General features: G+C 57.7%; 22 protein-coding genes, 5 tRNA genes and 1 other annotated feature. Of the genes, 14 read left to right on the plus strand and 13 right to left on the minus strand.

Annotated elements, in window-relative coordinates; genetic code table 11:
• Positions 1 to 2: 2 nt before the first annotated feature.
• Positions 3 to 956, minus strand: coding sequence for an HPr(Ser) kinase/phosphatase (gene hprK / locus WKS99_RS00270; protein ID WP_147572176.1), 954 nt, complete (start codon positions 954 to 956; stop codon positions 3 to 5).
• A 226-nt stretch (positions 957 to 1,182) separates the two neighbouring features.
• On the opposite strand from hprK, the gene rpmB reads away from it, so the two are divergent.
• Entirely contained in the window at positions 1,183 to 1,371 is a 189-nt protein-coding gene (rpmB, locus tag WKS99_RS00275; RefSeq protein ID WP_087288054.1) for a 50S ribosomal protein L28, read from the plus strand.
• Between the two features lie 58 nt (positions 1,372 to 1,429).
• Here rpmB and WKS99_RS00280 read toward each other — a convergent pair whose 3' ends face one another.
• The 8 genes from WKS99_RS00280 to rpmE all read right to left on the minus strand — a co-directional run bounded on the left by WKS99_RS00280 (position 1,430) and on the right by rpmE (position 6,691).
• The gene (locus tag WKS99_RS00280) at positions 1,430 to 2,191 is read right to left on the minus strand and encodes a zf-HC2 domain-containing protein (RefSeq protein ID WP_340405137.1); all 762 of its coding nucleotides are present in this window, start codon (positions 2,189 to 2,191) and stop codon (positions 1,430 to 1,432) included.
• Complete coding sequence (locus tag WKS99_RS00285) at positions 2,188 to 2,661, minus strand: RNA polymerase sigma factor (RefSeq protein WP_186852102.1); 474 nt, start codon at positions 2,659 to 2,661, stop codon at positions 2,188 to 2,190. The genes WKS99_RS00280 and WKS99_RS00285 overlap by 4 nt, the downstream gene beginning before the upstream one ends.
• A 209-nt stretch (positions 2,662 to 2,870) precedes the next feature.
• Positions 2,871 to 3,521 carry an IMPACT family protein gene (locus WKS99_RS00290; RefSeq protein ID WP_147572173.1) on the minus strand — a complete coding sequence of 217 codons (651 nt, stop codon included), beginning with the start codon at positions 3,519 to 3,521 and terminating at the stop codon, positions 2,871 to 2,873.
• Positions 3,522 to 3,576: 55 nt separating this feature from the next.
• On the minus strand, positions 3,577 to 3,771 hold the full coding sequence (locus tag WKS99_RS00295) for a helix-turn-helix domain-containing protein (RefSeq protein WP_147572299.1): 195 nt from the start codon (positions 3,769 to 3,771) through the stop codon (positions 3,577 to 3,579).
• 256 nt (positions 3,772 to 4,027) lie between these two features.
• On the minus strand, positions 4,028 to 4,537 hold the full coding sequence (locus WKS99_RS00300) for a GNAT family N-acetyltransferase (protein WP_340405138.1): 510 nt from the start codon (positions 4,535 to 4,537) through the stop codon (positions 4,028 to 4,030).
• Positions 4,534 to 5,823 carry a GTPase HflX gene (gene hflX / locus WKS99_RS00305; protein WP_340405139.1) on the minus strand — a complete coding sequence of 430 codons (1,290 nt, stop codon included), beginning with the start codon at positions 5,821 to 5,823 and terminating at the stop codon, positions 4,534 to 4,536. The genes WKS99_RS00300 and hflX overlap by 4 nt, the downstream gene beginning before the upstream one ends.
• 36 nt (positions 5,824 to 5,859) lie before the next feature.
• Entirely contained in the window at positions 5,860 to 6,360 is a 501-nt protein-coding gene (locus WKS99_RS00310; RefSeq protein ID WP_147572170.1) for a flavin reductase family protein, read from the minus strand.
• A 127-nt stretch (positions 6,361 to 6,487) separates the two neighbouring features.
• Positions 6,488 to 6,691: a 50S ribosomal protein L31 gene (gene rpmE / locus WKS99_RS00315; RefSeq protein WP_147572169.1), complete on the minus strand. Its 204-nt coding sequence runs from the start codon at positions 6,689 to 6,691 to the stop codon at positions 6,488 to 6,490.
• 164 nt (positions 6,692 to 6,855) lie between these two features.
• Positions 6,856 to 7,096, plus strand: a binding site (T-box leader).
• Positions 7,097 to 7,182: 86 nt separating this feature from the next.
• On the opposite strand from rpmE, the gene leuA reads away from it, so the two are divergent.
• The 4 genes from leuA (at position 7,183) to WKS99_RS00335 (ending at position 13,306) form a co-directional block, all read left to right on the plus strand.
• Positions 7,183 to 8,868 (plus strand): 2-isopropylmalate synthase, encoded by a 1,686-nt coding sequence (leuA, locus tag WKS99_RS00320; protein ID WP_340405140.1) that lies wholly within the window; start codon positions 7,183 to 7,185, stop codon positions 8,866 to 8,868.
• Positions 8,869 to 9,138: 270 nt separating this feature from the next.
• The gene (locus tag WKS99_RS00325) at positions 9,139 to 11,523 is read left to right on the plus strand and encodes a phosphoketolase family protein (protein WP_240288887.1); all 2,385 of its coding nucleotides are present in this window, start codon (positions 9,139 to 9,141) and stop codon (positions 11,521 to 11,523) included.
• 187 nt (positions 11,524 to 11,710) lie between these two features.
• Positions 11,711 to 12,259, plus strand: a complete 549-nt coding sequence (locus WKS99_RS00330; RefSeq protein WP_262669835.1) for an ECF transporter S component — start codon at positions 11,711 to 11,713, stop codon at positions 12,257 to 12,259.
• 3 nt (positions 12,260 to 12,262) lie between these two features.
• The gene (locus tag WKS99_RS00335) at positions 12,263 to 13,306 is read left to right on the plus strand and encodes a uridine kinase family protein (protein WP_340405141.1); all 1,044 of its coding nucleotides are present in this window, start codon (positions 12,263 to 12,265) and stop codon (positions 13,304 to 13,306) included.
• Between the two features lie 40 nt (positions 13,307 to 13,346).
• Here the strand turns inward: WKS99_RS00335 and WKS99_RS00340 are convergent, their stop codons facing one another.
• From WKS99_RS00340 to pfkA, 3 genes are all read right to left on the minus strand, one after another.
• Positions 13,347 to 14,474: an aldo/keto reductase gene (locus WKS99_RS00340; RefSeq protein ID WP_147572165.1), complete on the minus strand. Its 1,128-nt coding sequence runs from the start codon at positions 14,472 to 14,474 to the stop codon at positions 13,347 to 13,349.
• A 3-nt stretch (positions 14,475 to 14,477) separates the two neighbouring features.
• Positions 14,478 to 14,888 (minus strand): DUF3842 family protein, encoded by a 411-nt coding sequence (locus tag WKS99_RS00345; protein WP_240287370.1) that lies wholly within the window; start codon positions 14,886 to 14,888, stop codon positions 14,478 to 14,480.
• 128 nt (positions 14,889 to 15,016) lie between these two features.
• Complete coding sequence (gene pfkA, locus WKS99_RS00350) at positions 15,017 to 16,018, minus strand: 6-phosphofructokinase (RefSeq protein WP_147572163.1); 1,002 nt, start codon at positions 16,016 to 16,018, stop codon at positions 15,017 to 15,019.
• Between the two features lie 253 nt (positions 16,019 to 16,271).
• Between pfkA and WKS99_RS00355 the strand changes: the two genes are divergently transcribed.
• From WKS99_RS00355 to WKS99_RS00375, 5 genes are all read left to right on the plus strand, one after another.
• A tRNA-Val gene (locus WKS99_RS00355) sits at positions 16,272 to 16,347 on the plus strand.
• A gap of 34 nt (positions 16,348 to 16,381) precedes the next feature.
• Positions 16,382 to 16,458, plus strand: a tRNA-Asp gene (locus WKS99_RS00360).
• 3 nt (positions 16,459 to 16,461) lie between these two features.
• A tRNA-Phe gene (locus WKS99_RS00365) sits at positions 16,462 to 16,537 on the plus strand.
• Between the two features lie 36 nt (positions 16,538 to 16,573).
• Positions 16,574 to 16,649: transfer RNA gene (locus WKS99_RS00370), tRNA-Gly, on the plus strand.
• A 41-nt stretch (positions 16,650 to 16,690) separates the two neighbouring features.
• Positions 16,691 to 16,765, plus strand: a tRNA-Cys gene (locus tag WKS99_RS00375).
• Between the two features lie 219 nt (positions 16,766 to 16,984).
• Here WKS99_RS00375 and WKS99_RS00380 read toward each other — a convergent pair.
• A complete protein-coding gene (locus WKS99_RS00380) occupies positions 16,985 to 17,644 on the minus strand; it encodes a Crp/Fnr family transcriptional regulator (protein WP_147572162.1) in 660 nt (219 codons plus the stop codon).
• Positions 17,645 to 17,843: 199 nt separating this feature from the next.
• Between WKS99_RS00380 and WKS99_RS00385 the strand changes: the two genes are divergently transcribed.
• From WKS99_RS00385 to WKS99_RS00400, 4 genes are all read left to right on the plus strand, one after another.
• On the plus strand, positions 17,844 to 18,509 hold the full coding sequence (locus WKS99_RS00385) for a cytochrome c biogenesis CcdA family protein (RefSeq protein ID WP_340405142.1): 666 nt from the start codon (positions 17,844 to 17,846) through the stop codon (positions 18,507 to 18,509).
• Positions 18,510 to 18,521: 12 nt separating this feature from the next.
• Positions 18,522 to 19,121 (plus strand): TlpA family protein disulfide reductase, encoded by a 600-nt coding sequence (locus tag WKS99_RS00390; RefSeq protein ID WP_147572160.1) that lies wholly within the window; start codon positions 18,522 to 18,524, stop codon positions 19,119 to 19,121.
• A gap of 190 nt (positions 19,122 to 19,311) precedes the next feature.
• On the plus strand, positions 19,312 to 21,186 hold the full coding sequence (locus WKS99_RS00395) for a S41 family peptidase (protein ID WP_240287365.1): 1,875 nt from the start codon (positions 19,312 to 19,314) through the stop codon (positions 21,184 to 21,186).
• An 86-nt stretch (positions 21,187 to 21,272) separates the two neighbouring features.
• Positions 21,273 to 22,388, plus strand: a complete 1,116-nt coding sequence (locus tag WKS99_RS00400; protein ID WP_147572158.1) for a CobW family GTP-binding protein — start codon at positions 21,273 to 21,275, stop codon at positions 22,386 to 22,388.
• The last annotated feature ends 12 nt before the right edge of the window (positions 22,389 to 22,400 follow it).

The raw sequence follows: 22,400 nt of genomic DNA on the forward strand, positions 1-22,400 counted from the left end.
GGTCACAGATCTCCCTCTTCCATCAGCTTTTCGAAGTGCCGGTCCATCCGGTTGGTCAGCTCCAGAGCGGCATTGTGGCCCATCTTGCGGTTGCGGTTGTTCATGGCCGCTACCTCGACAATACTGGCCAGGTTCCGGCCGGGCTTCACCGGGATAGTGGCCTCCGGCACCTTGACCCCCAAAATATCCGTCTGCACGGTATCCAGCCCCAGCCGGTCGTAGACCGCATGGTCGTCCCAGGGCTCCAGGTCGATGACCAGATCGATCTGCTGCTTGTCCTTGATAGCTCCCATACCGAATAGCCGGCGCACGTCGATGACTCCGATGCCCCGCAGCTCCATGTAGTGCCGGATCAGTTCGGGAGCAGTTGCCTCCACAGTGCCGTGGTTCGTCAGGCGGATCTCCACCGCGTCGTCCGCCACCAGGCGGTGGCCGCGCTTGATCAGCTCGATAGCTACCTCGCTCTTACCCACGCCCGACTCCCCCTGGAACAGAACACCCTCTCCATATACCTCCATCATAACTCCGGACCGAGTGATTTTGGGGGCCAGGCGGTCACATAGGCTGCCGATCAGGTTGCTCATGAAGGCGGAGGTCTGTGCCTTGGTGCGCAGCACCGTGCGGTCGTACTTTTCCGCCATCTCCATACACTCAGGGAAGGGCTCCATCCCACGAGTGACGATCAGGCCGGGGACCGGGTAAGACAGCAGCGCCTCAAAGCGTTCTCTCCGCTTCTCCGGCTCCAGTGTCTCCAAATAGGTGTACTCCGTCAGACCGATGAGCAGCAGCCGCGCGGTATCAAAATGCTCAAAAAATCCAGTCAGCGGCAGACCGGGACGGTTCACGTCCACCGTCCGGAGTGGGACGTTCTCATAGTTTGTTCCTTTGTTCAGCACCTCCAGACCAAATTCCTGGATAATATCTCCCAGCCGGACACTGCTTATTCCTTCCGCCATTGGGACACGCTCCTTTCACTGCGTTATCAATGGGGCATCCCCCCTTGATCTTCCTTATTTTTCAGTATAGACGAAAAGCGACTGGGACGCAAGCGCACCGCCCCTCTTTCTAAAATTTTTTCGTGGCCAGTTTTTGAAAAAAGTGCTTGCATTCTGCCGGAATATCTGTTATGATATCAGTCGAAGCTTTTTGGAAAGCGATTCTCATAGCGAGGAGGTAAGCAACATGGCCAAATGCGAATTCTGCGACAAGGGCGTCACCTTCGGCATCCAGGTCTCCCACTCCCATCGTCGTTCCAACCGCACCTGGAAGCCCAACGTGAAGCGCGTGAAGGCGATCGTGAAGGGCACTCCCACTCACGTGTACGTCTGCACCAGATGCCTCCGTTCCGGTAAGGTCACCCGCGCTGTGTAATGGAATATGGCAAATAGAAAGTCAGCCGCCCATACGGGCGGCTGACTTTTTTAGTCCTCTATCCATCTGTGTGCTCTCCCTGGCCGTTTATCACGATATCCCAGACATAGTTTAGATAGGCCCATCCCGGCCGGTCGGTCCGAGTATAGTAATCGATCATATACACGGTTCCATCCTCCTCCAGCAGATCAGACAAAATCGGAACGGTTTCCATCTCCCAAATCTCCTCCCCGATCTGAACTACCACATGTGTCTGATCAGTTACCTTCAGGACCTGTGCCACGCCCGTATGGGCGGTATATCCGGACATCCAAACAAAGTAGGCGATCTGTGCCCCTGCCAGCAACGCCAGGGTCAGCGCCAGAGCCCAATACCGCCGCCAGCGTTTTTGCCGTACTATACGCCATAGCACCGCGATCAGCCATATCCAGGTGGCCGCCACAGTAATCAGGATCACCAGGTTAAATATCTCATGAAGGCCGTAGGACACATATCGGTAATTCCCCTGACCCGCCATTCCCTCCTGCCAGAGGTACACCATCCAGATCATAACGATGGCAAAAATGCCGACTAACGCCCGCACCACATGAAAGCCCACCGTCCTTGCTGTCCGCTCCAGCACCTTGGCGCCGTCCTCCGGCGGGGCAGCGGAGGGGGAGCCGGGGATAATTTCCTCCTCCCCTCTCAGCTTGTCCAGCAATTCCCGGCAGCTCTGACAGTCTGTCAGGTGCTCCTCCACCAGTTTGGCGCTTTCCTGACTGCATACCCCGTCCACATACAGGGGCAGCAGGTCACGGACGATATCACAGTTGTTTTTCATTTTTCTCCCTCCTCTATCATGGCTCTTAATTTTTCCCTGGCCCGGTGATAGGTCACACGGGCCCAGCTCTCACTCTTCCCGTATTGAGCAGAAAGCTCCTCATAGGGGCGCTCCTCCAGGGCCTTAGCTACAAAGACAGAACGGTATGGCTCCTCCAGGCGCTCTACCAGATCCAGCCATTCCCAGAGGGAGCTATCCCACGCTCCGCGCTCCTGACACACTGGAAACGGCTCCCGCCGCCTCCGCGTCTCATGGGTCAGCCAGGTATTTTTTGCGATCTGGCACAGCCAGACAGACAGCCTGCACTCCCCTTTGAAGCGGTGGATATGAAGCAGAGCCTTAACAAAGGTATCCTGAGTTAGGTCCTCCGCCTCTTGTGGAGGGCATCCACGGCTGACAAGAAAGCGATATACCAGCCTTGCGTTTTCCCGATAGACCAATTCAAACTCCCGGTAATCTTCCCAGCTCAACCGTTTCTCCCTCCCCCTTCTGTTTTTAACTATAAGACTATCGACGAGGCCCTTTTGTTACAAAGAAACACTGCACCGCATCAGAAAAGGCCGCCCATGGGCGGCCTTTGAAGTGTTTTTTCCGACGTACACGCTGCCGAAAAAAACAGATTATCATTCTTTCGCGCCTTCCGGCGCGAAAGAATGCGAGGCTTTTTTCTGAGCAGCACTCAGCTCTCATCCGCCGTGGGAAGCCTCCAGGGGACATCCTTAAACGCTTCTCCGGCCTCCAGCGCCTCCACGGTGCCGGCGGACACGTCCAGGATGTGGGCGGCAAAGTCCTCCGCCCGCTCCTCGGGCAAGAGGGCAGACAGCACGACGTCCACCCCATAGTCCACAGCTTCCACCACGCCGCCGAAGGAGCCGATCTCCCGGCGCATCCCCTCAAACTGGGCATAGGTGCAGGGGACCTCCATGGCCACCCACCGGCGGACCACCGAGATCCCCGCCCCATCCAGGGCGTCCTTGGCGGCGGCGGAATAGGCCCGAACCAGCCCCCCAGCCCCCAGGAGGATCCCACCAAAGTACCGGGTGACCACACACACCACATCATTGACGTTCTCCCGTTGGAATACATTGAGCATGGGCTGGCCCGCCGTGCCCTGGGGCTCGCCGTCGTCGGAGTATCGCTCCACGCCCCCCTCCCGCAGCCGGTAGCACCAGCAGTTGTGCCGGGCGTCATAGCGCTTCTTTTTGGTCTCCTCAATCCGGGCCCTGGCCTCCTCCTCAGAGGACACCCGCCACACCTGGCCGATAAACCGGGATCGCTTCTCTACCAGTTCTGTCTGGCTGTGCTGGGTAGGAATATAGTATTCGATCATATAGTCACCTCAGTGCAGATAGTATGCGTTTGACCAGCCCGCCGGGCGGGGCACCCTATTCCTCCTCGGGAAACAGCTGGATGTCCAGCGCCTCGCAGATGCGGAAGAACTGTTCCAGAGAAGGATTTTTACGGCCTCTCTCTATTTCACTCAAAAATGTTTGCGTAATCCCAAGCTGCTGGGCCAGTTTATGCTGGCTCAGGCCTTTTGCTTCTCGCTTTGCTCTCATAATCTTACGATAATCCTTCATTGCAATCACCTGCTTTAAATTATAGTATAGCTGATAGCTATTCTTTTTGAAACAAGAGCTTACAGCTCTTGCTCGATTTAAGGTGATAGTATGGAAACCGCAGCGCATGGCTGGAAGACTTTTCCGAAAGCTGTGACTCCCTGCTGGAAGACGCCATTCTCCTTCGTGTCGCCATACGATATCTGACCACGACCTGTTCTCCCTGAGCGGGATCTTTACAAAATAAGCGGGACGGCGCTGGCCGTCCCGCCTCTCCTTATTTCAGCTTTGCGTACATACAGTAGTCGTGGAGCTGTCCATTTTTGATTACTCCCCGCGCCATCACGCCCTCCAGATGGAAGCCTGCCTTCTCCAGCACCCGCCGGGAGGCAGCGTTATGGGCATAGGGCTCGGCAAAGATGCGAACGATATCCCAGCGATGGAAGCCCAGGCGGCACAGCTCCTCCACAGCGGCCGACATAATGCCTCGGCCCCAGAATTCCCGCCCCAGCCAGTAGCCCAGCTCGGCGGAGAGGCGGTATACGTCTGTCCCTCTGGTCAGGGCGATGCTGCCCACTGCTTGCCCGTTCACAGAGATGGCTCGGAAGATAGCCTGTCCCTCATCCGCCGCCATACAGCTTTGGATAAACTCCCGTGCATCGGACAGGTGATAGGGGGCAGGAAATATGTCCCGGAGATTGGCCGCCACCTGGGGGTCATCTGCGTACCGGGTAATGGAGGGGGCGTCCTCCGGACGCCATTCCCGAAGCTCAAAGCCCACCGTCATTCCTCCCAGGGCTCTCTGTGAGGCTTCCACCCCTCCACCAGAGGGCCAAGCTGGCCGATGACCTTGGGGGTGCAGACCGCCACCACGTCGATGGTCTCACCATACTCCACGTTCTCCACCTTCGCGTCCTGGTATAGCTTTTCCAGCAGTCCGCCCCGGTCATAGGGCAGATGGATCGTAACCCGCCTGGCTCCGTTGTCCAGCCGCTTCCCTATGGCGGCCAGCAGCTCAGGCACCCCCTCCCCGGTCTTGGCAGAGATGGATACAATGCCCTCCCCGTGGGGCCGGATGTCCCCCGTCCACAGGTCGCACTTGTTGAATACCTCGACGCGCGGAGTTTGGTCCGCTCCCAGCTCATGGATCAGTTGGTCCACCACCTGGGCCTGTTCCCTCCACTGGGGGTTCGAGGCGTCGATGATGTGTAGCAGCAAATCGGCATACTCCAGTTCCTCCAATGTGGCCTTGAATGCCTCTACCAGATGGTGGGGCAGCTTACGGATGAAGCCCACCGTGTCGGACAGCAGTACAGTACAGGTGTCAGAGATCTCCAGAGTCCGGGTAGTGGTGTCCAACGTGTCGAAGAGCCGGTCGTTTGCCGGGATTTCCGCCCCGGTCAGGTGGTTGAGCAGTGTGGACTTGCCCGCGTTGGTATACCCTACAATGGCCACCACCGGGACCTCGTTCTTGATGCGGCGCTCCCGCTGGGTGGCTCGTACCCGGCGGACCTCCTTCAAGTCCCCCTCCAGCTTGGATATCTTTTTCCGGATATGCCGGCGGTCGCTCTCCAACTGGGTCTCGCCGGGGCCACGGGTGCCGATGGCGCCCTCCTGGCGCTCCAGGTGCTTCCACATACCCAGCAGCCGCGGCAGCAAATATTTGTACTGGGCCAGTTCTACCTGGAGGCGGCCCTCCTTGGTTCTGGCCCGCTGGGCAAAGATGTCGAGAATGAGGGCGGATCGGTCCAGAACCGCCACTCCCAGGTCCTCTGTGAGGGCCCGCTGCTGTGAGGGGGAAAGGGCGTTATCAAAGACGACCATGTTGGCATCCATGGCCTGGACCAGCTCTTTTACCTCGGCAACCTTGCCCTCCCCGATAAAGGTGCGGGGGTCTGGGCTGTCCTTGGACTGGGTGACCACACCCACGGTCTCTCCCCCCGCAGTCTCCAACAGAGCGGCCAGCTCCTCCATCGTCTCCTCGGTGGCGTTCTCCTCCTGGGACATGCTGAAGGCGTTCAGCCCCACCAGCACAGCCCGGTCAAATTTTTCTTGCGTAAGTTTGTCTGACATTTTTCCTCCGAATCACAGCGCGGGACTGCCCCCGCCTTATTTTTGCAGAACTTCCACGATTTCCCCGATGTACAGGGTGTGGTAATCCTTCTCCGGGTACCACTTCTCCCGGATCTCCTGGGGGATGTTTTTGGCATCCAGTGCCTGGGCAAATCGCTTACGGCACACCAGCACCAGTTCGGCCTGCTCGAAATAGGGAGCGCCACATTCCGCGGTTTTTACTGTAAAGCCGCATTCCTTTACCTTATCGATATCCCGTCCGCTCTTGGAACCGCATAGGGATAGGGCCTTCCGGTACTCCTCCCCAAAAAAGGTCAGGGTGAAATATTCTTCTTGGTCGATGAACTCCTTGGTATACCGCTGTGGCCGGATATAGCAGGTGGCCGCGGGCGCCCCCCAGATGACACCCAGCCCGCCCCAAGAGGCGGTCATCGTATTGCACCGCTCCTCTGTTCCAGCGGTGATCAGCATCCATTTGTCCCCGATCAGTGAAAAGGGATTTTCTTTCAGCTCCTTAGGCGCGATTTTCTTGAACATGACATTGTCCTCCTTAATTTAATATCATATAGGACCATTAAATAGGGTATGCGGCTGACCCGTCTTTTTTGCAGCGATACGCAAAAAGCCGCACCGATTCCTCGGTGCGGCTTTTGAAGGCGGGATCTTACTTGGCCAAGCCAAACTTCTTATTGAAGCGGCTGACACGGCCACCGGTGTCTACCATCTTCTGCTTGCCGGTGTAGAAGGGGTGACACTTGGAGCACACTTCCACGCGGATATCCTTCTTAGTGGAACCAGTTTCGATCACGTTGCCGCAGGCGCACCGGATGGTGGTCTGCTCATAATTAGGGTGGAGGCCTTCCTTCATTGTATGTTCACCTCTTTCTCCATGGAGGGTATTCTCGTAAACGCAACTGATATAATAGCATAGTTTTTGTGGAAAAGCAACCACTTTTTTCAAAAAAGTTTAGTCCCTCCCACTCCAAAATATCTCTTGACAAAGGGCCCTCCTTCGGCTAAAATGATGGGCAAGAAAATGCGATGAAGGGGAAAAAGGCAGGCCCCTCTCACCCAGAGAGCCGGCGGTTGGTGCGAGCCGGTGTGAGTCAGCCTGTGTATAACTGGCCCCCGAGCAGTCCATCTGAACCAGCGAGTAGGGTGGAACGTCTGGCCCCGTTACCGGCCGCGGCCTTGTTGGAGGCTATGAGGGCTGTGTGGGAGACCCACAGCTGAACCAGGGTGGTACCGCGTGGTTATAATACACGCCCCTGACTTTTAAAAGTCAGGGGCGTTTTTTCATCCCCTGATGGCCGCTCCGCCGCCAACTACAGCGGAGCAAACAAAAAGGAGGAACTCATTATGAACCCAGGCTACAAAAAGTACATCCCCTTCCAGCCCCAGAAGATCGTGGGCCGCACCTGGCCGGACAAGGTCATCACAAAAGCCCCCGTGTGGTGCTCCGTGGACCTGCGGGACGGAAACCAGGCTCTGGTAGACCCCATGAATATGGAGGAAAAGCTGGAATATTTCCACACCCTGCTGGACATTGGCATCAAGGAGATTGAGATTGGCTTCCCCTCCGCCAGTGAAACCGACTATGAGATCTGCCGGGAACTGATCGAGGGAGGGCACATCCCAGACGACGTGACCATCCAGGTGCTGGTCCAGGCCCGTGAACACCTGATCAAAAAAACCTTTGAGGCCATCCGCGGCGCCAAGCACGTCATCCTCCACTTCTATAACTCCACCTCCACCCTCCAGCGCAAGGTGGTATTCCATATGGACACTGACGGCATCACCAAAATCGCCACTGACGCCGCTGACCTGATCTATGAGATGGCCCAGCCCCTCATCCAGGAGGGCATGGACCTCCGCTTTGAATACTCCCCTGAGTCCTTCATGGGCACTGAGATGGACTACGCGGTAGAGATCTGCCAAGCTGTGCTGGAGCGTCTCCACGCCACCCCGGAAAATAAGGTCATCCTGAACCTACCCACTACCGTGGAAAACTGTATGCCCAACCAGTTTGCCGATATGCTGGAGTATTTCTGCAAGAAGATCCCTAGCCGGGACAGCGCCATCATCTCCCTCCATCCCCACAACGACCGGGGCTGCGGCGTGGCCACAGCGGAGATGGGCCTGCTGGCCGGAGCCGAACGGGTGGAGGCCACCCTGTTCGGCAACGGCGAGCGCACTGGAAACGTAGACATTGTCACCCTGGCCATGAATATGTATACTCAGGGCATCGACCCCAAGCTGGACTTCTCCAACATCAACAAGATCCGTGAGATGTATGAGCGGTGCACCAAGATGCCGGTAGGCGACCGGCAGCCCTATGTGGGCAAACTGGTATTTACCGCGTTCTCCGGCAGCCACCAGGATGCCATCAACAAGGGTACCCAGTATATGAAGGAGTCCAACTCCGACTACTGGGAGATCCCTTACCTGCCCATCGACCCAGCCGATGTGGGCCGGGAGTATGAACCAGTCATCCGTATCAACTCCCAGTCCGGTAAGGGAGGCGCGGCCTATATCATGGAGCACAACTTTGGCTTCGATCTGCCCAAGGCCATGCACCCCGACTTCGGAGCCGTGGTCCAGAAGGAGACTGACGCTGTGGGCAAGGAAATCAGCCCCGAGCGTATCTTTGAGCTGTTCCAGCAGGAGTACATCGAGGCCAAGGAGCCCTACAAGCTGCTCAAGCACGCCTTTGCGGAAAACATTGATAGCGAAGGTCATTCCCATGTCGCCTTCTGGGGCACCCTCCAGCACACCGATACTATTTTTAAGGTATCCGGCGAGGGCAACGGCCCCATTGACGCCTTCTTCAATGCCATCAAGGATGAGAAGATGTCCCACTTTACCTTCCTGGACTACTCCTCCCACGCCATCACCGACGGCTCTGACTCCCAGGGCGTGGCCTATATTCTGCTCCAGGACCAGCGCACTGGGAAGAAATACTGGGGCGTTGGCCTGTCCCACAACATCAATCTGGCCCCCCTGCGGGCCATCCTGTCCGCCATCAACCGCTCCAAGCGCAGTTGACCAGACGCGTCCCTCTCCCACACGGGAGGGGGACGCGTCTTCATATTCCGGTTCTTCCTTTTGGCTTTTACCCCTTCTAACGCCATCCCTTTTTTATGATCTCTCTTAACAATCTCGTTATCTTCTCATTTTTACCGCTTACTTCCGAGATTACCCATTGATTGTTTGGGCGATATGGTTTAAGATATAGAAAAACCCTTATGCGGAGGAGATAAGCCAATGCCAAAGCGCACCGACAATACACAAAAGGCCGTCAAGGCCCCTGCCCGTATGTCCAAAAAGGACCCGCTCACTCGGGAGCAGCTCCACGCCATCGACGCCTGGTGGCGGGCCGCAAACTACCTGTCCGCCTGCCAGCTCTATCTGCTGGACAACCCCCTCCTGCGGGAACCTTTGAAGCCCGCTCATTTGAAGCAGAACATCGTGGGCCACTGGGGCACCTGCCCCGGCCAAAATTTTATCTATACCCATCTCAACCGCGCAATCGTCAAGTATGAGCTGAACATGATCTACATCTGCGGCCCCGGCCACGGAGGGAACGCCGTGGTAGCCCAAGACTACTTGGACGGCTCCTACAGCGAGGTCTATCCCAACATCAGTCAGGACACCGAGGGAATGAAGCGGCTGTTCCGCCAGTTCTCTTTCCCCGGCGGCATCCCCTGCCACACAGCCCCTGAAACCCCAGGTTCCATCAACGAGGGGGGAGAACTGGGCTACTCCCTGTCTCACGCCTTCGGCGCCGTCATGGATAACCCGGATTTGATCGCCGCCTGCGTCGTTGGCGACGGCGAGGCGGAGACCGGCCCTCTGGCTACCGCCTGGCACTCCAACAAGTTTCTCAATCCCATCAGCGATGGAGCTGTCCTGCCTATCCTCCACCTCAATGGCTTTAAAGTGGCTAACCCTACCATCCTCTCCCGCATCTCCCACGAGGAGCTGGAGATGTTCTTCAAGGGCTGCGGCTGGGAACCCCGTTTTGTAGAGGGGAGCGAGCCCAGGACCATGCATCAGAAGATGGCCGCGGCCCTGGACTGGGCAGTCCGTGAGATTCAGCGTATCCAGGAGTACGCCCGCACCTCAGGTGATGCCTCCCGTCCCCGTTGGCCCATGATTGTTCTGCGCTCCCCCAAGGGCTGGACCGGCCCCAAAGAGGTAGACGGTAAGCAGGTTGAGGGCAGCTGGCGGGCCCACATGGCTCCCATCCCTGTCCATGATGGACAGCCCGGCCGTATCCAGGAGCTGGAACGCTGGCTGCGCAGCTATAAGCCGGAGGAGCTCTTTGATGAAAACGGCTCTCTCCTCCCCGCTATTCGAGAACTGGCCCCTCAGGGAGAGCGCCGCATGGGGGCCAATCCCCACGCCAACGGCGGACTCCTGCTGCGGGATCTGCGGGTGCCCGACTTCCGGGAATACACCCTGGACGTCCCCCAGCCCGGCATGGTGGAGGCCGCCGACATGGATGTGCTGGGAGGATATGTCCGGGACGTGATGAAGCGGAATCTGGAAAACCGGAACTTCCGTGTCTTTGCTCCAGACGAGGCCGCTTCCAATCGGCTCTCTCAGGTCTTTCAGGCCAGCGGCCGCCGCTGGACCGACTCCATCGACTCCAGGTCGGACGAGAACCTGTCCCATGACGGCCGTGTCATGGACGCCGCCCTGTCCGAGCACCTGTGTCAGGGCTGGCTGGAGGGCTATCTGCTCACCGGACGGCACGGCTTTCTCAGCAGCTACGAGGCATTCATCCGCACAGTGGACTCTATGGTATCCCAGCACGCCAAGTGGCTGAAGGTGGCCCGGCAGCTCCCCTGGAGGCAGTCCATCGCCTCGCTGAACTATGTGCTGTCCTCCAACGTGTGGCAGCAGGACCATAATGGCTTCACCCATCAGGACCCCGGATTTCTGGACCATGTAGCCAACAAAAAGGCCGATGTGGTTCGGCTCTATCTGCCCCCCGACGCCAACTGCCTGCTGTCCTGCTTCGATCACTGTATCCAGAGTAAGAACTATATCAACGTAATGGTGGCCTCAAAGCTGCCCCGGCCCCAGTGGTTGAATATGGACGAGGCTATTAAGCACTGTACCCACGGCATCGGCATCTGGCAGTGGGCCTCCAACGACCAGGGCTACGAGCCGGACGCTGTGCTGGCCTGCTGCGGCGACACCCCCACCCTGGAGACTCTGGCCGCAGTCACCATCCTGCGCCATTACCTCCCTGACCTAAAGATCCGGGTCATCAATGTGGTGGACCTGATGAAGCTCCAGCCCCATACCGAGCACCCACACGGCCTGACCGACGAGGACTACGACGCCCTGTTCACCACTGAGGCCCCCATCATCTTTGCCTTCCACGGCTATCCCACCCTGGTCCACGAGCTGACCTACCGCCGGCACAACAAAAAGCTCCACGTCCGCGGCTACAAGGAGGAGGGCACCATCACCACCCCCTTCGATATGCGGGTACGCAATGACATCGACCGCTTCCACCTGGTGATGGACACGGTGAAGCGGCTGCCTCAGCTTGGCAACAGCGCCTCCTATCTTATTCAGGAGATGAAGGACAAGCTGGTGGAACACCGGCAGTATATCACCACCTATGGTCAGGATCTGCCTGAGGTACGGGAGTGGAAATGGAACGGCGGCAAAGGCAATTACTAAAAGGGGACCCCAGGGGGTTGACCTCTTAGGGCAGCCTATGCTATAATTCAATCAATGTCGGCAGGAAGCCGGCGTCCGCGCCCATAGTTCCATATCTTCTGAAAATCAATACCGTGAAGGTATCTCCTGCCCAGAAGGGCGGGAGCCTTCCCGGTATTTTTTCATCTGTATGTAAAGGAGAACATTTATGACAACGACCAAAAACAGCACTTCCATCAAGCGTATGGTCATCGCCGCCCTAATGCTCGCCCTGGCCTACATCCTTCCCAACTTTACCGGAAACATCCCCCAGATCGGTAATATGCTGCTGCCTATGCATCTGCCAACCATCCTGTGCGGCTACTTGTGCGGCGGCCCCTGGGGCGCAGCGGTGGGCTTTATCGCGCCCTTGATGCGCTCCGCTATCCTCGGTATGCCGCCGCCGTTCCCCACCGCCATCTCCATGGCCGTTGAGATGGCGGTCTACGGCTTTGTGTCCGGCTTCCTGTACCGGCGTCTGCCCAAGACTCTGGGCGGCATCTATGCCTCTCTCATCTCCGCCATGCTTATCGGCCGGGTAGTCTGGGGCGTGGTCCAGCTCACCCTGCTCACCTCCAGCGGTACGGAATTTCCCTTCTCCGCCTTTGTCGCCGGTGCCTTTACCAACGCCATCCCCGGCATCATCCTCCAACTGGTGGCCATCCCCATCATCGTTCTGGCCCTTCAGCGAGCCAATCTGATCCCCCAAGAGGGTTGAGCCATGTCTGATCTGGCGGAGCTCCTGAAGGAGCATTATGACAACCATCCGGCCATGGAGGTTCGGGACGCCATAAAATTTATCTATCAGAGTCATATGGGACCAGGGCATCTCATCTCCGACGAGAGGGCGGCCCTAGACCGGCTGGCGGAGGAGTGGGCCCGTCTGCCGGCCGATCCAAGCTCTCCTCTGTCCGAGCCCCTTGGAAACGGCCTGTGCAGGCTGTCGCTAAGTGCCTGTAAAGGGATAAAGCTATCCATCAAAACATTGAATCGCCTTTTTGTCCTCACCGCCCGAAAGACAGTCCTTGACCGGGCAGGGTTGGAGCAGGACTTAGAATTGCTCCAAGCCCTCCCCTTTTCCCAGGAGAGTTCAAAGCAATATCTGGCCCAGTACCGTGCCCAAGGCTGTCCCGCGCTTAGTCACAGCAAGACCTATTGTGATACCTACTCCCCTGCTTACCGTGTGGTATCTCAATATTATGTAAATCAAATACCGCTCCTGGCCGCTGTAGACCAGTTGCTTACCCAGGGGCAGCCCGTCCTTGTCGCCATCGACGGCCCCTGCGCCTCTGGCAAGTCTACCCTAGGTGCCGCTCTGGCAGAGCTCTACTGCTGTCCCCTGCTCCATATGGACGACTTCTTTTTACTGCCTCAGGACAGGACGCCGGAGCGTCTGGCCAAGCCGGGAGAAAATGTGGACCATGAGCGGTTTGACCGCGAGGTTCTCTCCCCCCTCTGCCATGGCCAAACTGCGGTATACCGGCCCTGGCAGTGCCGGTCCGGCTGCTTTGGCCCGGCTGTCCCTGTGGAGCCAGGCCCCCTCACTGTGGTAGAGGGAAGCTACTCTCTGCACCCCAGCCTACGGGACCGCTACCAGCTTCGGGTATGGGTAGAGGCCCCCTGGGAGGTCCGCCGGACCCGTCTGGAACGGCGGGACCCCGGCTGCGTAGATCGTTTTTTGAACATCTGGGTCCCTCTGGAGGACCACTATTTCCAGGCCTGTCATGTGAAAGACTGCTGTCAGATCCACTGTTCCGGGCAATAAAAAGCTGCCGGTCCTTTCAGAAGAAAGACCGGCAGCTTTTTTACTTTTGAATAAATTCCTCCACTTGGGCGGTAACCTGTACCAGATCCCGCCGAATAGAGATATGCTGGGGACACAGCTCCTCACAGCGGCCACAGCCCACGCAGTTGGCGGGACGTGCCCCCTCCCCCAGCCCTTTCCAGGACCGGCGCGTCAATCTCTGGTTCTCATACATCCCCATGCTGTTCCAGATCCTGAAGCTCTCAGGGATATCCACGCCAGCAGGGCAGGGCATGCAGTAGCGGCAGCCAGTACAGCCGTTCTTTACCCGCTGTTTCAGCAGCAGGGTGGTCTCATCCACTCCAGCCTCCTCCTCAGGACACAAGGGCCGAAATTGCCCCAGGGTGGCCAGGTTGTCCTCTAGCTGCTCCATAGTGGTCATTCCACTGAGCAGAACAGCTGCGCCGGGCCGGCTGGCCACCCAGCGCAGAGCCCAAGACGCATCAGAGGCCTCCGGGTCCAGCACTCGGAGCGGAGCGGCCACCTCCTCCGGCAGCTTGGCCAGCAAGCCGCCCTTCACCGGCTCCATCACCACCACTGGGACCCCCAGACCTCTGGCCAACTCCAGCCCTTTCAGGCCGGCTTGGTGCTCTGTGTCCATGTAATTGAGCTGGATCTGACAAAAGTCCCAGTGCCGGAACCGGAGTATCTCCTCAAACACCTCATAGTCGTCGTGAAAGGAAAATCCCAGTTTTCTGATTTTTCCCTGGCGCTGGTACTCCTCCAGCAGGGAGGGAATTTTCAGTTCCACCATTTTTGTCCAGGTACGGCGGCTCAGGCTGTGGAGCAGATAGAAGTCCACATAGTCCCTGTCCAGCCGTTCCAGCTGGGTATGAAAGAGCTCCTCCGCCTTCTCCCGGCTGTCCACCAGCCAGCAGGGCAGCTTCGTGGCCAGATAGTAGCTCTCCCTGGGGTACTCCTTCAGGGCCTGCCCTAAAAAGGATTCGCTCTCTCCCTCGTGGTAAGTCCAGGCGGTATCGTAATAGTTGATGCCCGCCTCCATAGCCCTCCGGATCAAGTCTGCCGCCTTTTCCCGGTCGATCTTTTTTGTCTCTCGATCCAGGGGATAGCGCATCCCGCCGTAGCCCAACAGAGAGGGCTCCAGCCCGCTTATCTCACGCCGCTCCATCCTTCATCCTTCCAATTCCGCCACCATCTGGTCGATTGCCTGGGCCACATAGACCGGGAGCGCCTGTTCCCTCACCCCGGCCACCAGGACCCCGCAGCTGTTCATGGGGACCAGGAACTTCTTTGCCCTACAACTGCCCACGGCCTGTGCCATAGCCGGAGTCACTTCCCCCAGGATGGCGTTTGCCACCACGATGCCTACTGGGCCCAGAATCGCGTCCGCGTCCTCTACGCCCCGCAGGACCGGATTCTCTCCCGTGGCGCCGTGGTCCGCCCCTGCCTTTAGCATGGTAGAGGTGGCGATACTGTTGGTCCCCAAGGCATATACTTCCGCCTGGGGGACGCGGGACTTGACCCCCTCCACTAGCAGCTTGCCCAGGCGGCCCCCCTGGCCGTCTACGACTACGATTTTCATCGATCTTTCCTCCCCTCCCCGGATCTGCCCGAAGATTCTCTCTCATTTATTATACTAAATTTCCGTCTATCACACAAGGAAAAAGGCCCCGGAAGCCGACCGCTCCGAGGCCTTTTCTCCGCCGCAGTTTAGTTTCCGATGTTGGTCAGGGCCTCCAGCACATCGTAGCGGTCCATATCAAACTCTTTGGTCATCGCCAGGGCCTCCTCCATATCCAGGTCCACGATACGGCCGTCCCGGGTGGCGATAATCCGGTTCCCACGTCCCTGGGCCAGCGCCATGACTGCCTCGTATCCCATGCGGCTGGCAGTCTCCCGGTCCCGTGCGGAAGGTGAGCCGCCCCGCTGGATGTGCCCCAGCACTGTGACACGGGGATCGATCCCCACCTCCTCATGGATGCGTTTGCCGATCTCAATAGCGCTGCCCGCCCCTTCGGCTACCACCACCATGTAGTGGGTGGAGCCAGCCAGACGCGCCCTGCGGATTTTCTCTACTACATCCCGCTCAAAATCTACCGTCCGTTCGGGAATCAGGACAGCGGTAGCGCCCACAGCGATGCCTACATAGAGCGCCAGGTAACCGGCGTGGCGGCCCATGACCTCTACCACAGAGCAACGCTCATGGGACTGCATGGTATCCCGCAGCTTATCGATACACTCGATGGCGGTGTTACAGGCAGTATCAAATCCAATGGTATAGTGGGAACAGCCGATATCGTTGTCGATGGTAGCAGGGATGCCCACCACCTCCAGCTTGTGGCCAGATTCCGCTATCTGCCGTGACAGGGCCAGTGCCCCTCGGAAGGTACCGTCCCCTCCGATGGCTACAATGCCGTCCAACCCCAACAGCTTGCAGGTGGCGATGGCTTTCTCCCGGCCCTCATGCTGCATAAACTCCAGACTGCGGGCCGTATAGAGCATAGTTCCGCCCTTGTCAATAATATGGCTGACACTGGAACCGCTCAACTGCACAAAGTCGCTGTTGATCAGGCCGCTCCAGCCCCGGCGAATGCCAACACACTCAATCCCCTGGTTCACAGCGGTGCGGACCACTCCACGGACCGCGGCGTTCATGCCAGGGGCATCGCCGCCGCTGGTCAGTACGCCGATGCGCTTCACTTGGCTGCTCATTTCCTGGAACCTCCTCACGATATGCCGGACTGGAACGCCGGCTCTCGATTTAACTCTATCGTTTTATCATTATAGCTGTCATGCTCCTGGCCTGTCAAGGCTCTCAGATCTGCATCAGAAAAGACGGTTTATTTTGCCCAGAGCGTAAAAAAATGGACCCGAAAATTTTTACGCCAAAATTTTGCATTTCCCTGTTGACAAGCGGGAAACAGTTTAGTATAATAAGCAAGCCGTCGCAAGAGCGAGCACAGTGGGGAGCATAGCTCAGCTGGTAGAGCACATGCCTTACAAGCATGGGGTCACAGGTTCGAGCCCTGTTGTTCCCACCACTTTTTCCTGATGGTCCATTTCTTCGGACTACCTGGCTCGGTAGTTCAGTTGGTTAGAACGCCGGCCTGTCACGCCGGAGGTCGAGGGTTCAAGTCCCTTCCGAGTCGCCATTTGCCTCTGTAGCTCAGTTGGTAGAGCAGAGGACTGAAAATCCTCGTGTCGTTGGTTCGATTCCGACCGGAGGCACCATCCCCCGCATAGGAAACTTCGCGGGGGATCCAAAACGCGAGTGTAGCTCATCTGGTAGAGCGCCACCTTGCCAAGGTGGAGGTAGCGAGTTCGAGCCTCGTCACTCGCTCCAGTTAGATGGAGCAAAGACCTCTTTGCTCCATCTTTAAATAAGGTGCCATAGCCAAGTGGTAAGGCAGAGCTCTGCAAAAGCTCCACTCCCCAGTTCAAATCTGGGTGGCACCTCCATAAAAATAACCACACCTAACGGTGTGGTTATTTTTATGGATACCTGAGATGTTTAAAATGCTCGGCGGAAATGAGCCCGCGCCGCCCCATCGTGCTGGGCTCCAGTTTCAGCGGACCAAAGCCGCTTTCATTCTACGGAGATTCAAATACACGAGGTGGGACAAATATTGATCATGATTTATGAAGGAGCGCCAGGAACCTACCCGGCGCTCCTTTTCTTCACAGTCTGCGCTCCAGATCATTCTTATCTGTCAGCTTTACACCACCCCGAAACAATTCCACAGCCCCGGAGGCGGCCAGCTTCTTCAGCGTTCGGGTCACCGCCTCCCGGGCGCTACCAATGGCCTGGGCCATCTGCTCCTGGGTAACCTTCAAGGTATCGGTCCCCAGCCGCTCACACTCCTCCAGCAAGTAGGCCGCCAGCCGCTGCTCCAATGTGCGGAACAGCATCTGCTCCACAGCAGTGAGCACCTGGGAAAAATGCTGGGTGGCACCCCGGTACAGGAAATTTTCCACATACAGGTTATCCCGCACCAGCGTCGACAGACACACCGCAGGAATGACCACCACCTCCACCCTGCCCTCGGCCTGGACCTGGACATCGAAGGAGGACACAGACATAGTACAGGCGGCCGTCATAATACAGACTTGCCCCCCGGAAATACGAGAGATAGTAGCTTCCCGCCCATCCTCGGACAAGAGGAACAGCCGCACGACGCCTGATCGGATCAACAGCAATCCCAGACAGTCCCGCTCCCCAGACCAGATCATCTGCCCCGGCTCATAATCCGCCTCATAGGCGGCTGCCCTTACCCGGTCCCGCTCCTGGTCAGAGAGCTTATCCCAAAACGCCAGTTCTTCCAAACAGTATCCAGTCATGGGCACCCCTCCTTTTCTTTTGACTCTATGATAGCTGTTTTCTCTGAAAAAAACAAGAGTCCTTGTAACTCGGTCACAGAACTGCCTCTCCATCTCTTAGTATATTAAAGGCAATATCTCCGCCTTGACAGCCTGTATTCCATGCTTTACCCTTAATCCCTGAAGCCGATATATCTATATAAAATAATAGGAGGGCCCTATGACCTATTTCATCACCTTTTTGGAGGGTATTATCACCTTCATCTCCCCATGTCTATTGCCTATGCTGCCCATCTACCTATCCTATTTCGCCGGGGGCAACCCAGATGAGAGTCAGGGCACGGTACTAAAAAACGCCGTCGGCTTCGTCCTGGGCTTCACCACAGTTTTCGTGGCTATGGGGGCTTTTGCTGGCTCCATCGGCGCCCTGCTTCGGCAATACCAGACGGCCGTCAATCTCGTCAGCGGCCTGCTGGTCATTCTCTTTGGTTTGAACTTTCTTGGTCTGTTCAATCTTAATATCTTCAAGGGTACTCGGGGATTCAGCCAGACCCATGAGATGGGCTTTCTCTCCGCTCTGCTCTTCGGGCTCATTTTCGCAGTGGGCTGGACTCCCTGTGTAGGTGCCTTTCTAGGCTCCGCCCTTATGCTGGCCTCCCAGCAGGGCTCGGCCCTCCAGGGTATCCTCCTCTTGTTGTGTTATTCTGCCGGCCTTGGCATTCCTTTTCTGGCCAGCGCCCTACTCATCCAATCCCTAAAGAGCGCCTTCGGCTGGATCAAGGCCCACTATGGAATTATTACAAAACTGTCCGGCCTGCTCCTCGTCTTGGTTGGTATAATGATGGCCACTGGCACCATGGGGCAGCTTCTGACCTTTTTGGCATAGGGAGGGAATTCTATGAAACGTTCTAAAAAGACTTTTATTCTGGCCGCCGTCCTGGTTCTGCTCCTCGCGGGAGCCGGATTGCTGTACAACAAACTTTCCCAGGGCAGATCCCCTGGCCTGCCCCCGGTAGAGGACAGTGCTTCCTCCTCCAAGGAGAGCAGCCCCGTCCCCGCTCCTTCCTTTCCCCTTGAGGCCCCGGAAGGGAATTTATTGGATTTGTCCGACCTGATTGGAGACAAACCGGTGGTGCTGAACTTCTGGGCCAGTACCTGCCCCCCCTGCAAGGAGGAGATGCCGGACTTTCAGGCGGCCTTTGAACAGTACGGTCAGGAGATCCATTTTGTCATGGTCAATGTGGGGGACGCCATGCAGGGGGAGACGCGAGAAAAGGCGGAGGCTTTTCTCATGGAGACAGGGTATTCCTTCCCTGTATATTACGATATCGACTATCAGGGCATCCTGACCTACGGAGTCACCGGCTTCCCCCACACCTATTTTATCGACAGCCAGGGAAATCTGCAGCTCTACGCCCCTGGAATGATCAGCGCCGCAGGGCTCCAGCAGGGGCTGCACTCCATCAGCCCCGATCTGGTGCCTGCTCCAGAATCTTAACCCAAAGGCTTCTCTAGAAGGACTTTTACCCCCTTCTCCCCTTGCCAGCGAGACAAAAAAGAGGTATAATATTTTTTATGTGGAATATGCGGTGAAGTTCTATTTTCAAGCTGCTATACCCTGTCCGCCGGATGCCAAACTGCGGCATCCGGCGGATGTACGACAGGCCCCTATGTTGAAGGAGAAACCCATGAAAAAATTTTTATCTGCCTTTCTTTCCCTGGCGGTCGCTCTGTCCTTAACGGCACTGCCTGCCTCCGCCCTAGAGCTGGAGGACGCCAAAACCCTACTCCAGACCTACTATGTGGATCCCCTGCCGGATGAGATCTGGTCCCTGGACTCTCTGGACGAGATTTTAGAGGCCATCGGCGACCCCTACACCGTCTACATGAACACCGAGGAATATCAGGCCTTTCTCTCCTCGGTCAATGGGGACACAGTCGTCGGAATTGGCGCCTCTGTGGAAAACGCCTATAACGACGGCTACCGTATCATGTCCATCCTGCCGGACTCCCCCGCCCTTGAGGCTGGGCTGGAGGCCGGGGACCGCATCATTGCCGTAGACGGCGTAGCTACTGCCGCCGGGGTGGATCCCCGCACTATGATCAGCGGCCAGGAGGGCACTACGGTCACCATCACTGTCATCAGTCAGTCAGATGGGCAGCGGCGGGATTACACGATGGAGCGCCGCTCGGTCCTCATCCCTATCGTCACCTATGATCTGGTGGATGGAGTGGCAGTCATCGACTGCACCAGCTTTGGCGCCAGCACCGCCTCTGTGGTCCAGGCTGCCATTGAGGAACTGGACAACCAGACCGCCATCTGGCTGATGGATCTGCGCTCCAACCCCGGCGGTACAGATGAGTCCGCCGCGCTCACTGCTGGCCAGTTCATCGGCAGCGCCATCATGGTCTACTTCCGTGACAGCGCCGGCGGCTATTACTACCGGGCCACCTCCCCCCTGGTGGAGGACCTGACGGACAAGCCCCTGGTCATCCTGACCAGCCCCCATTCCGCCAGCGGCTCCGAGCTCTTCGCCGCCGCAATCCGAGACTATGAGGCGGGGATTGCCCTGGGTCAGCGCACCTTCGGCAAGGGGATTGCCCAGAACATCTATGACGAGAGCAACACTACCGGTATTTTTGATGGGGACTGCCTGAAGATCACCACCCTCCGCTTCTTCTCCCCCGACGGCACCACCAACCATATTGTAGGCGTCCTTCCTACCCTGGTCATTTCCGCTGAAAACGCCCCTGCCGCCGCCCTCCTGTTGGGCCAGGAGGAGCCCAGCCGAGCCTCCGGCCATCTGAAGCTGTCTCTGGCCGGCCAGACCTTCTATCTGAAGATCAGTGAGGCGCTCAACGCAGACAACAAGGCTGCCTTTACCGAGCTGCTGGAGGCTCTGCCCCCTTCCGCCCTTCTGTATCAAGGCGCCGGCACCCGGACCTGGACTGAGGTATCCCCCGCCGACCTGGCACGGGAGAAGCAGTTGGACTTTACCGCCCGTTCCTTCTCCGACTTGGAAGGGAGCGAGTTTGAGCGGGAGATCCGCACGCTGGCCACCTATCAGCTGCTGGGCGGCTATGAGGACGGCACCTTCCGCCCGGACAACACTGTCACCAGGGCTGAGTTCTGCGCTATGGCGGCCACTGCCCTGGCACTCCCCGCCGACCACAGTGTGCTGGACCAGTTCTCTGATGTGAGTGCCCAGTCCTGGTATGCTGACGGCATCTCCGCCATGGCCGATATGGGGTTTATCTCCGGCTACGGTGATGGCACCTTCCGCCCGGACAGCACCATCACCTATCAGGAGATGGTGACCATTCTCTCCGCCGTGGCCGCTTGGGCCAATATGAATATATACGATCTCAGCCAACAGGAGGTGTCTGCCGCCGACTGGGCAACCTACTACGAATACGCTCCGTGGGCTCAGGCACCCGCCCGAAATCTGGCCTCCCTGGACGCGCTGGTGGGCGATCTGGCCCCCGCCGATCTGGGGACCCGCCAGGTGGCTGCCGGGATGCTGTATCAGATTATGGAGGGCATCGGACTGCTCTGGGATTGACCGGCATTCCCGCTGTACCCCTCCTTAGGCCCCCAAACAGAGGGCCCCAGGCCATCAATATTTCTCTGTGAAAGGATATGACTGTTATGACAAAGATCGATATTATCTCCGGGTTTTTGGGCGCTGGTAAGACCACGCTCATCAAGAAGCTGCTGGATGAGGCCTTTCAGGGCGAGAAGATCGTCCTCATCGAAAATGAGTTCGGTGAGATTGGGATCGACGGTGGCTTTTTGAAAGACGCCGGTGTGGAGATCACGGAGATGAACTCCGGCTGTATCTGCTGCTCCCTGGTAGGCGATTTCGGCGCCGCTCTGAAGCAGGTGCTGACCGATTATTCCCCTGACCGCATCGTGATCGAGCCCTCTGGGGTGGGAAAGCTGTCTGACGTGGTCGCTGCCGTGGAGCGGGTGCAGAAGGAGGCCCCCGGCCTCCACCTCCACAGCTTCGTCACTGTGGTAGATGCCTCCAAGGCCAAGGTGTATATGAAGAACTTTGGCGAGTTCTTCAACGACCAAGTAGAACACGCCTCCGCCATCATCCTGTCCAGGACCCAAAAGTTGGACCCCGCCAAGCTGAACGGCGCTGTCCACCTCCTTCGGGAAAAAAATTCCCAGGCGGCCATCCTCACCACCCCCTGGGATCAGCTTACTGGCAGCCAAATCGTCGCTGCCATGGAGGGTGGCCACACTCTGGCGGAAGATCTGATGGCTGAGATCGAACACGAGCATCATGACCACGACGACCACTGTGACTGTGGCTGCCATGACCATCACCACCACGAGCATGAACATCACCACGCCCATGAACACGAGCATCATCATGAGCATGGGCATGAACACCACCACGACCACATCTGTGACGACACCGCCTGTGACACCTGTATGGCCTGTGGCGCAGACCACCATCACCACCACGACGCCGACGAGATCTTTACCTCCTGGGGCCGGGAAACACCCCGGAAATATAGTCGTGAGGAGCTGCAGGAGGCCCTGTCCGCCCTGGCTATGGGCGAGGATTACGGCTATATCCTCCGGGCCAAGGGCATGGTGCCCTGTGACGACGGGCAGACCTGGCTCCATTTCGACTTGGTGCCTGAGGAGTTCCAGATCCGTGAGGGTGGCGCCGACTATACCGGCCGGCTGTGTGTCATCGGCTCCGAGCTGAAGGAGGACCAGCTGGAAAAGCTGTTCCTGCTGGCCTAATTTGCTAGATGG

Origin of the sequence: Flintibacter sp. HCN-6482, from assembly GCF_037892565.1 — a bacterium.
Taxonomy (GTDB): domain Bacteria; phylum Bacillota; class Clostridia; order Oscillospirales; family Oscillospiraceae; genus Lawsonibacter; species Lawsonibacter aceti.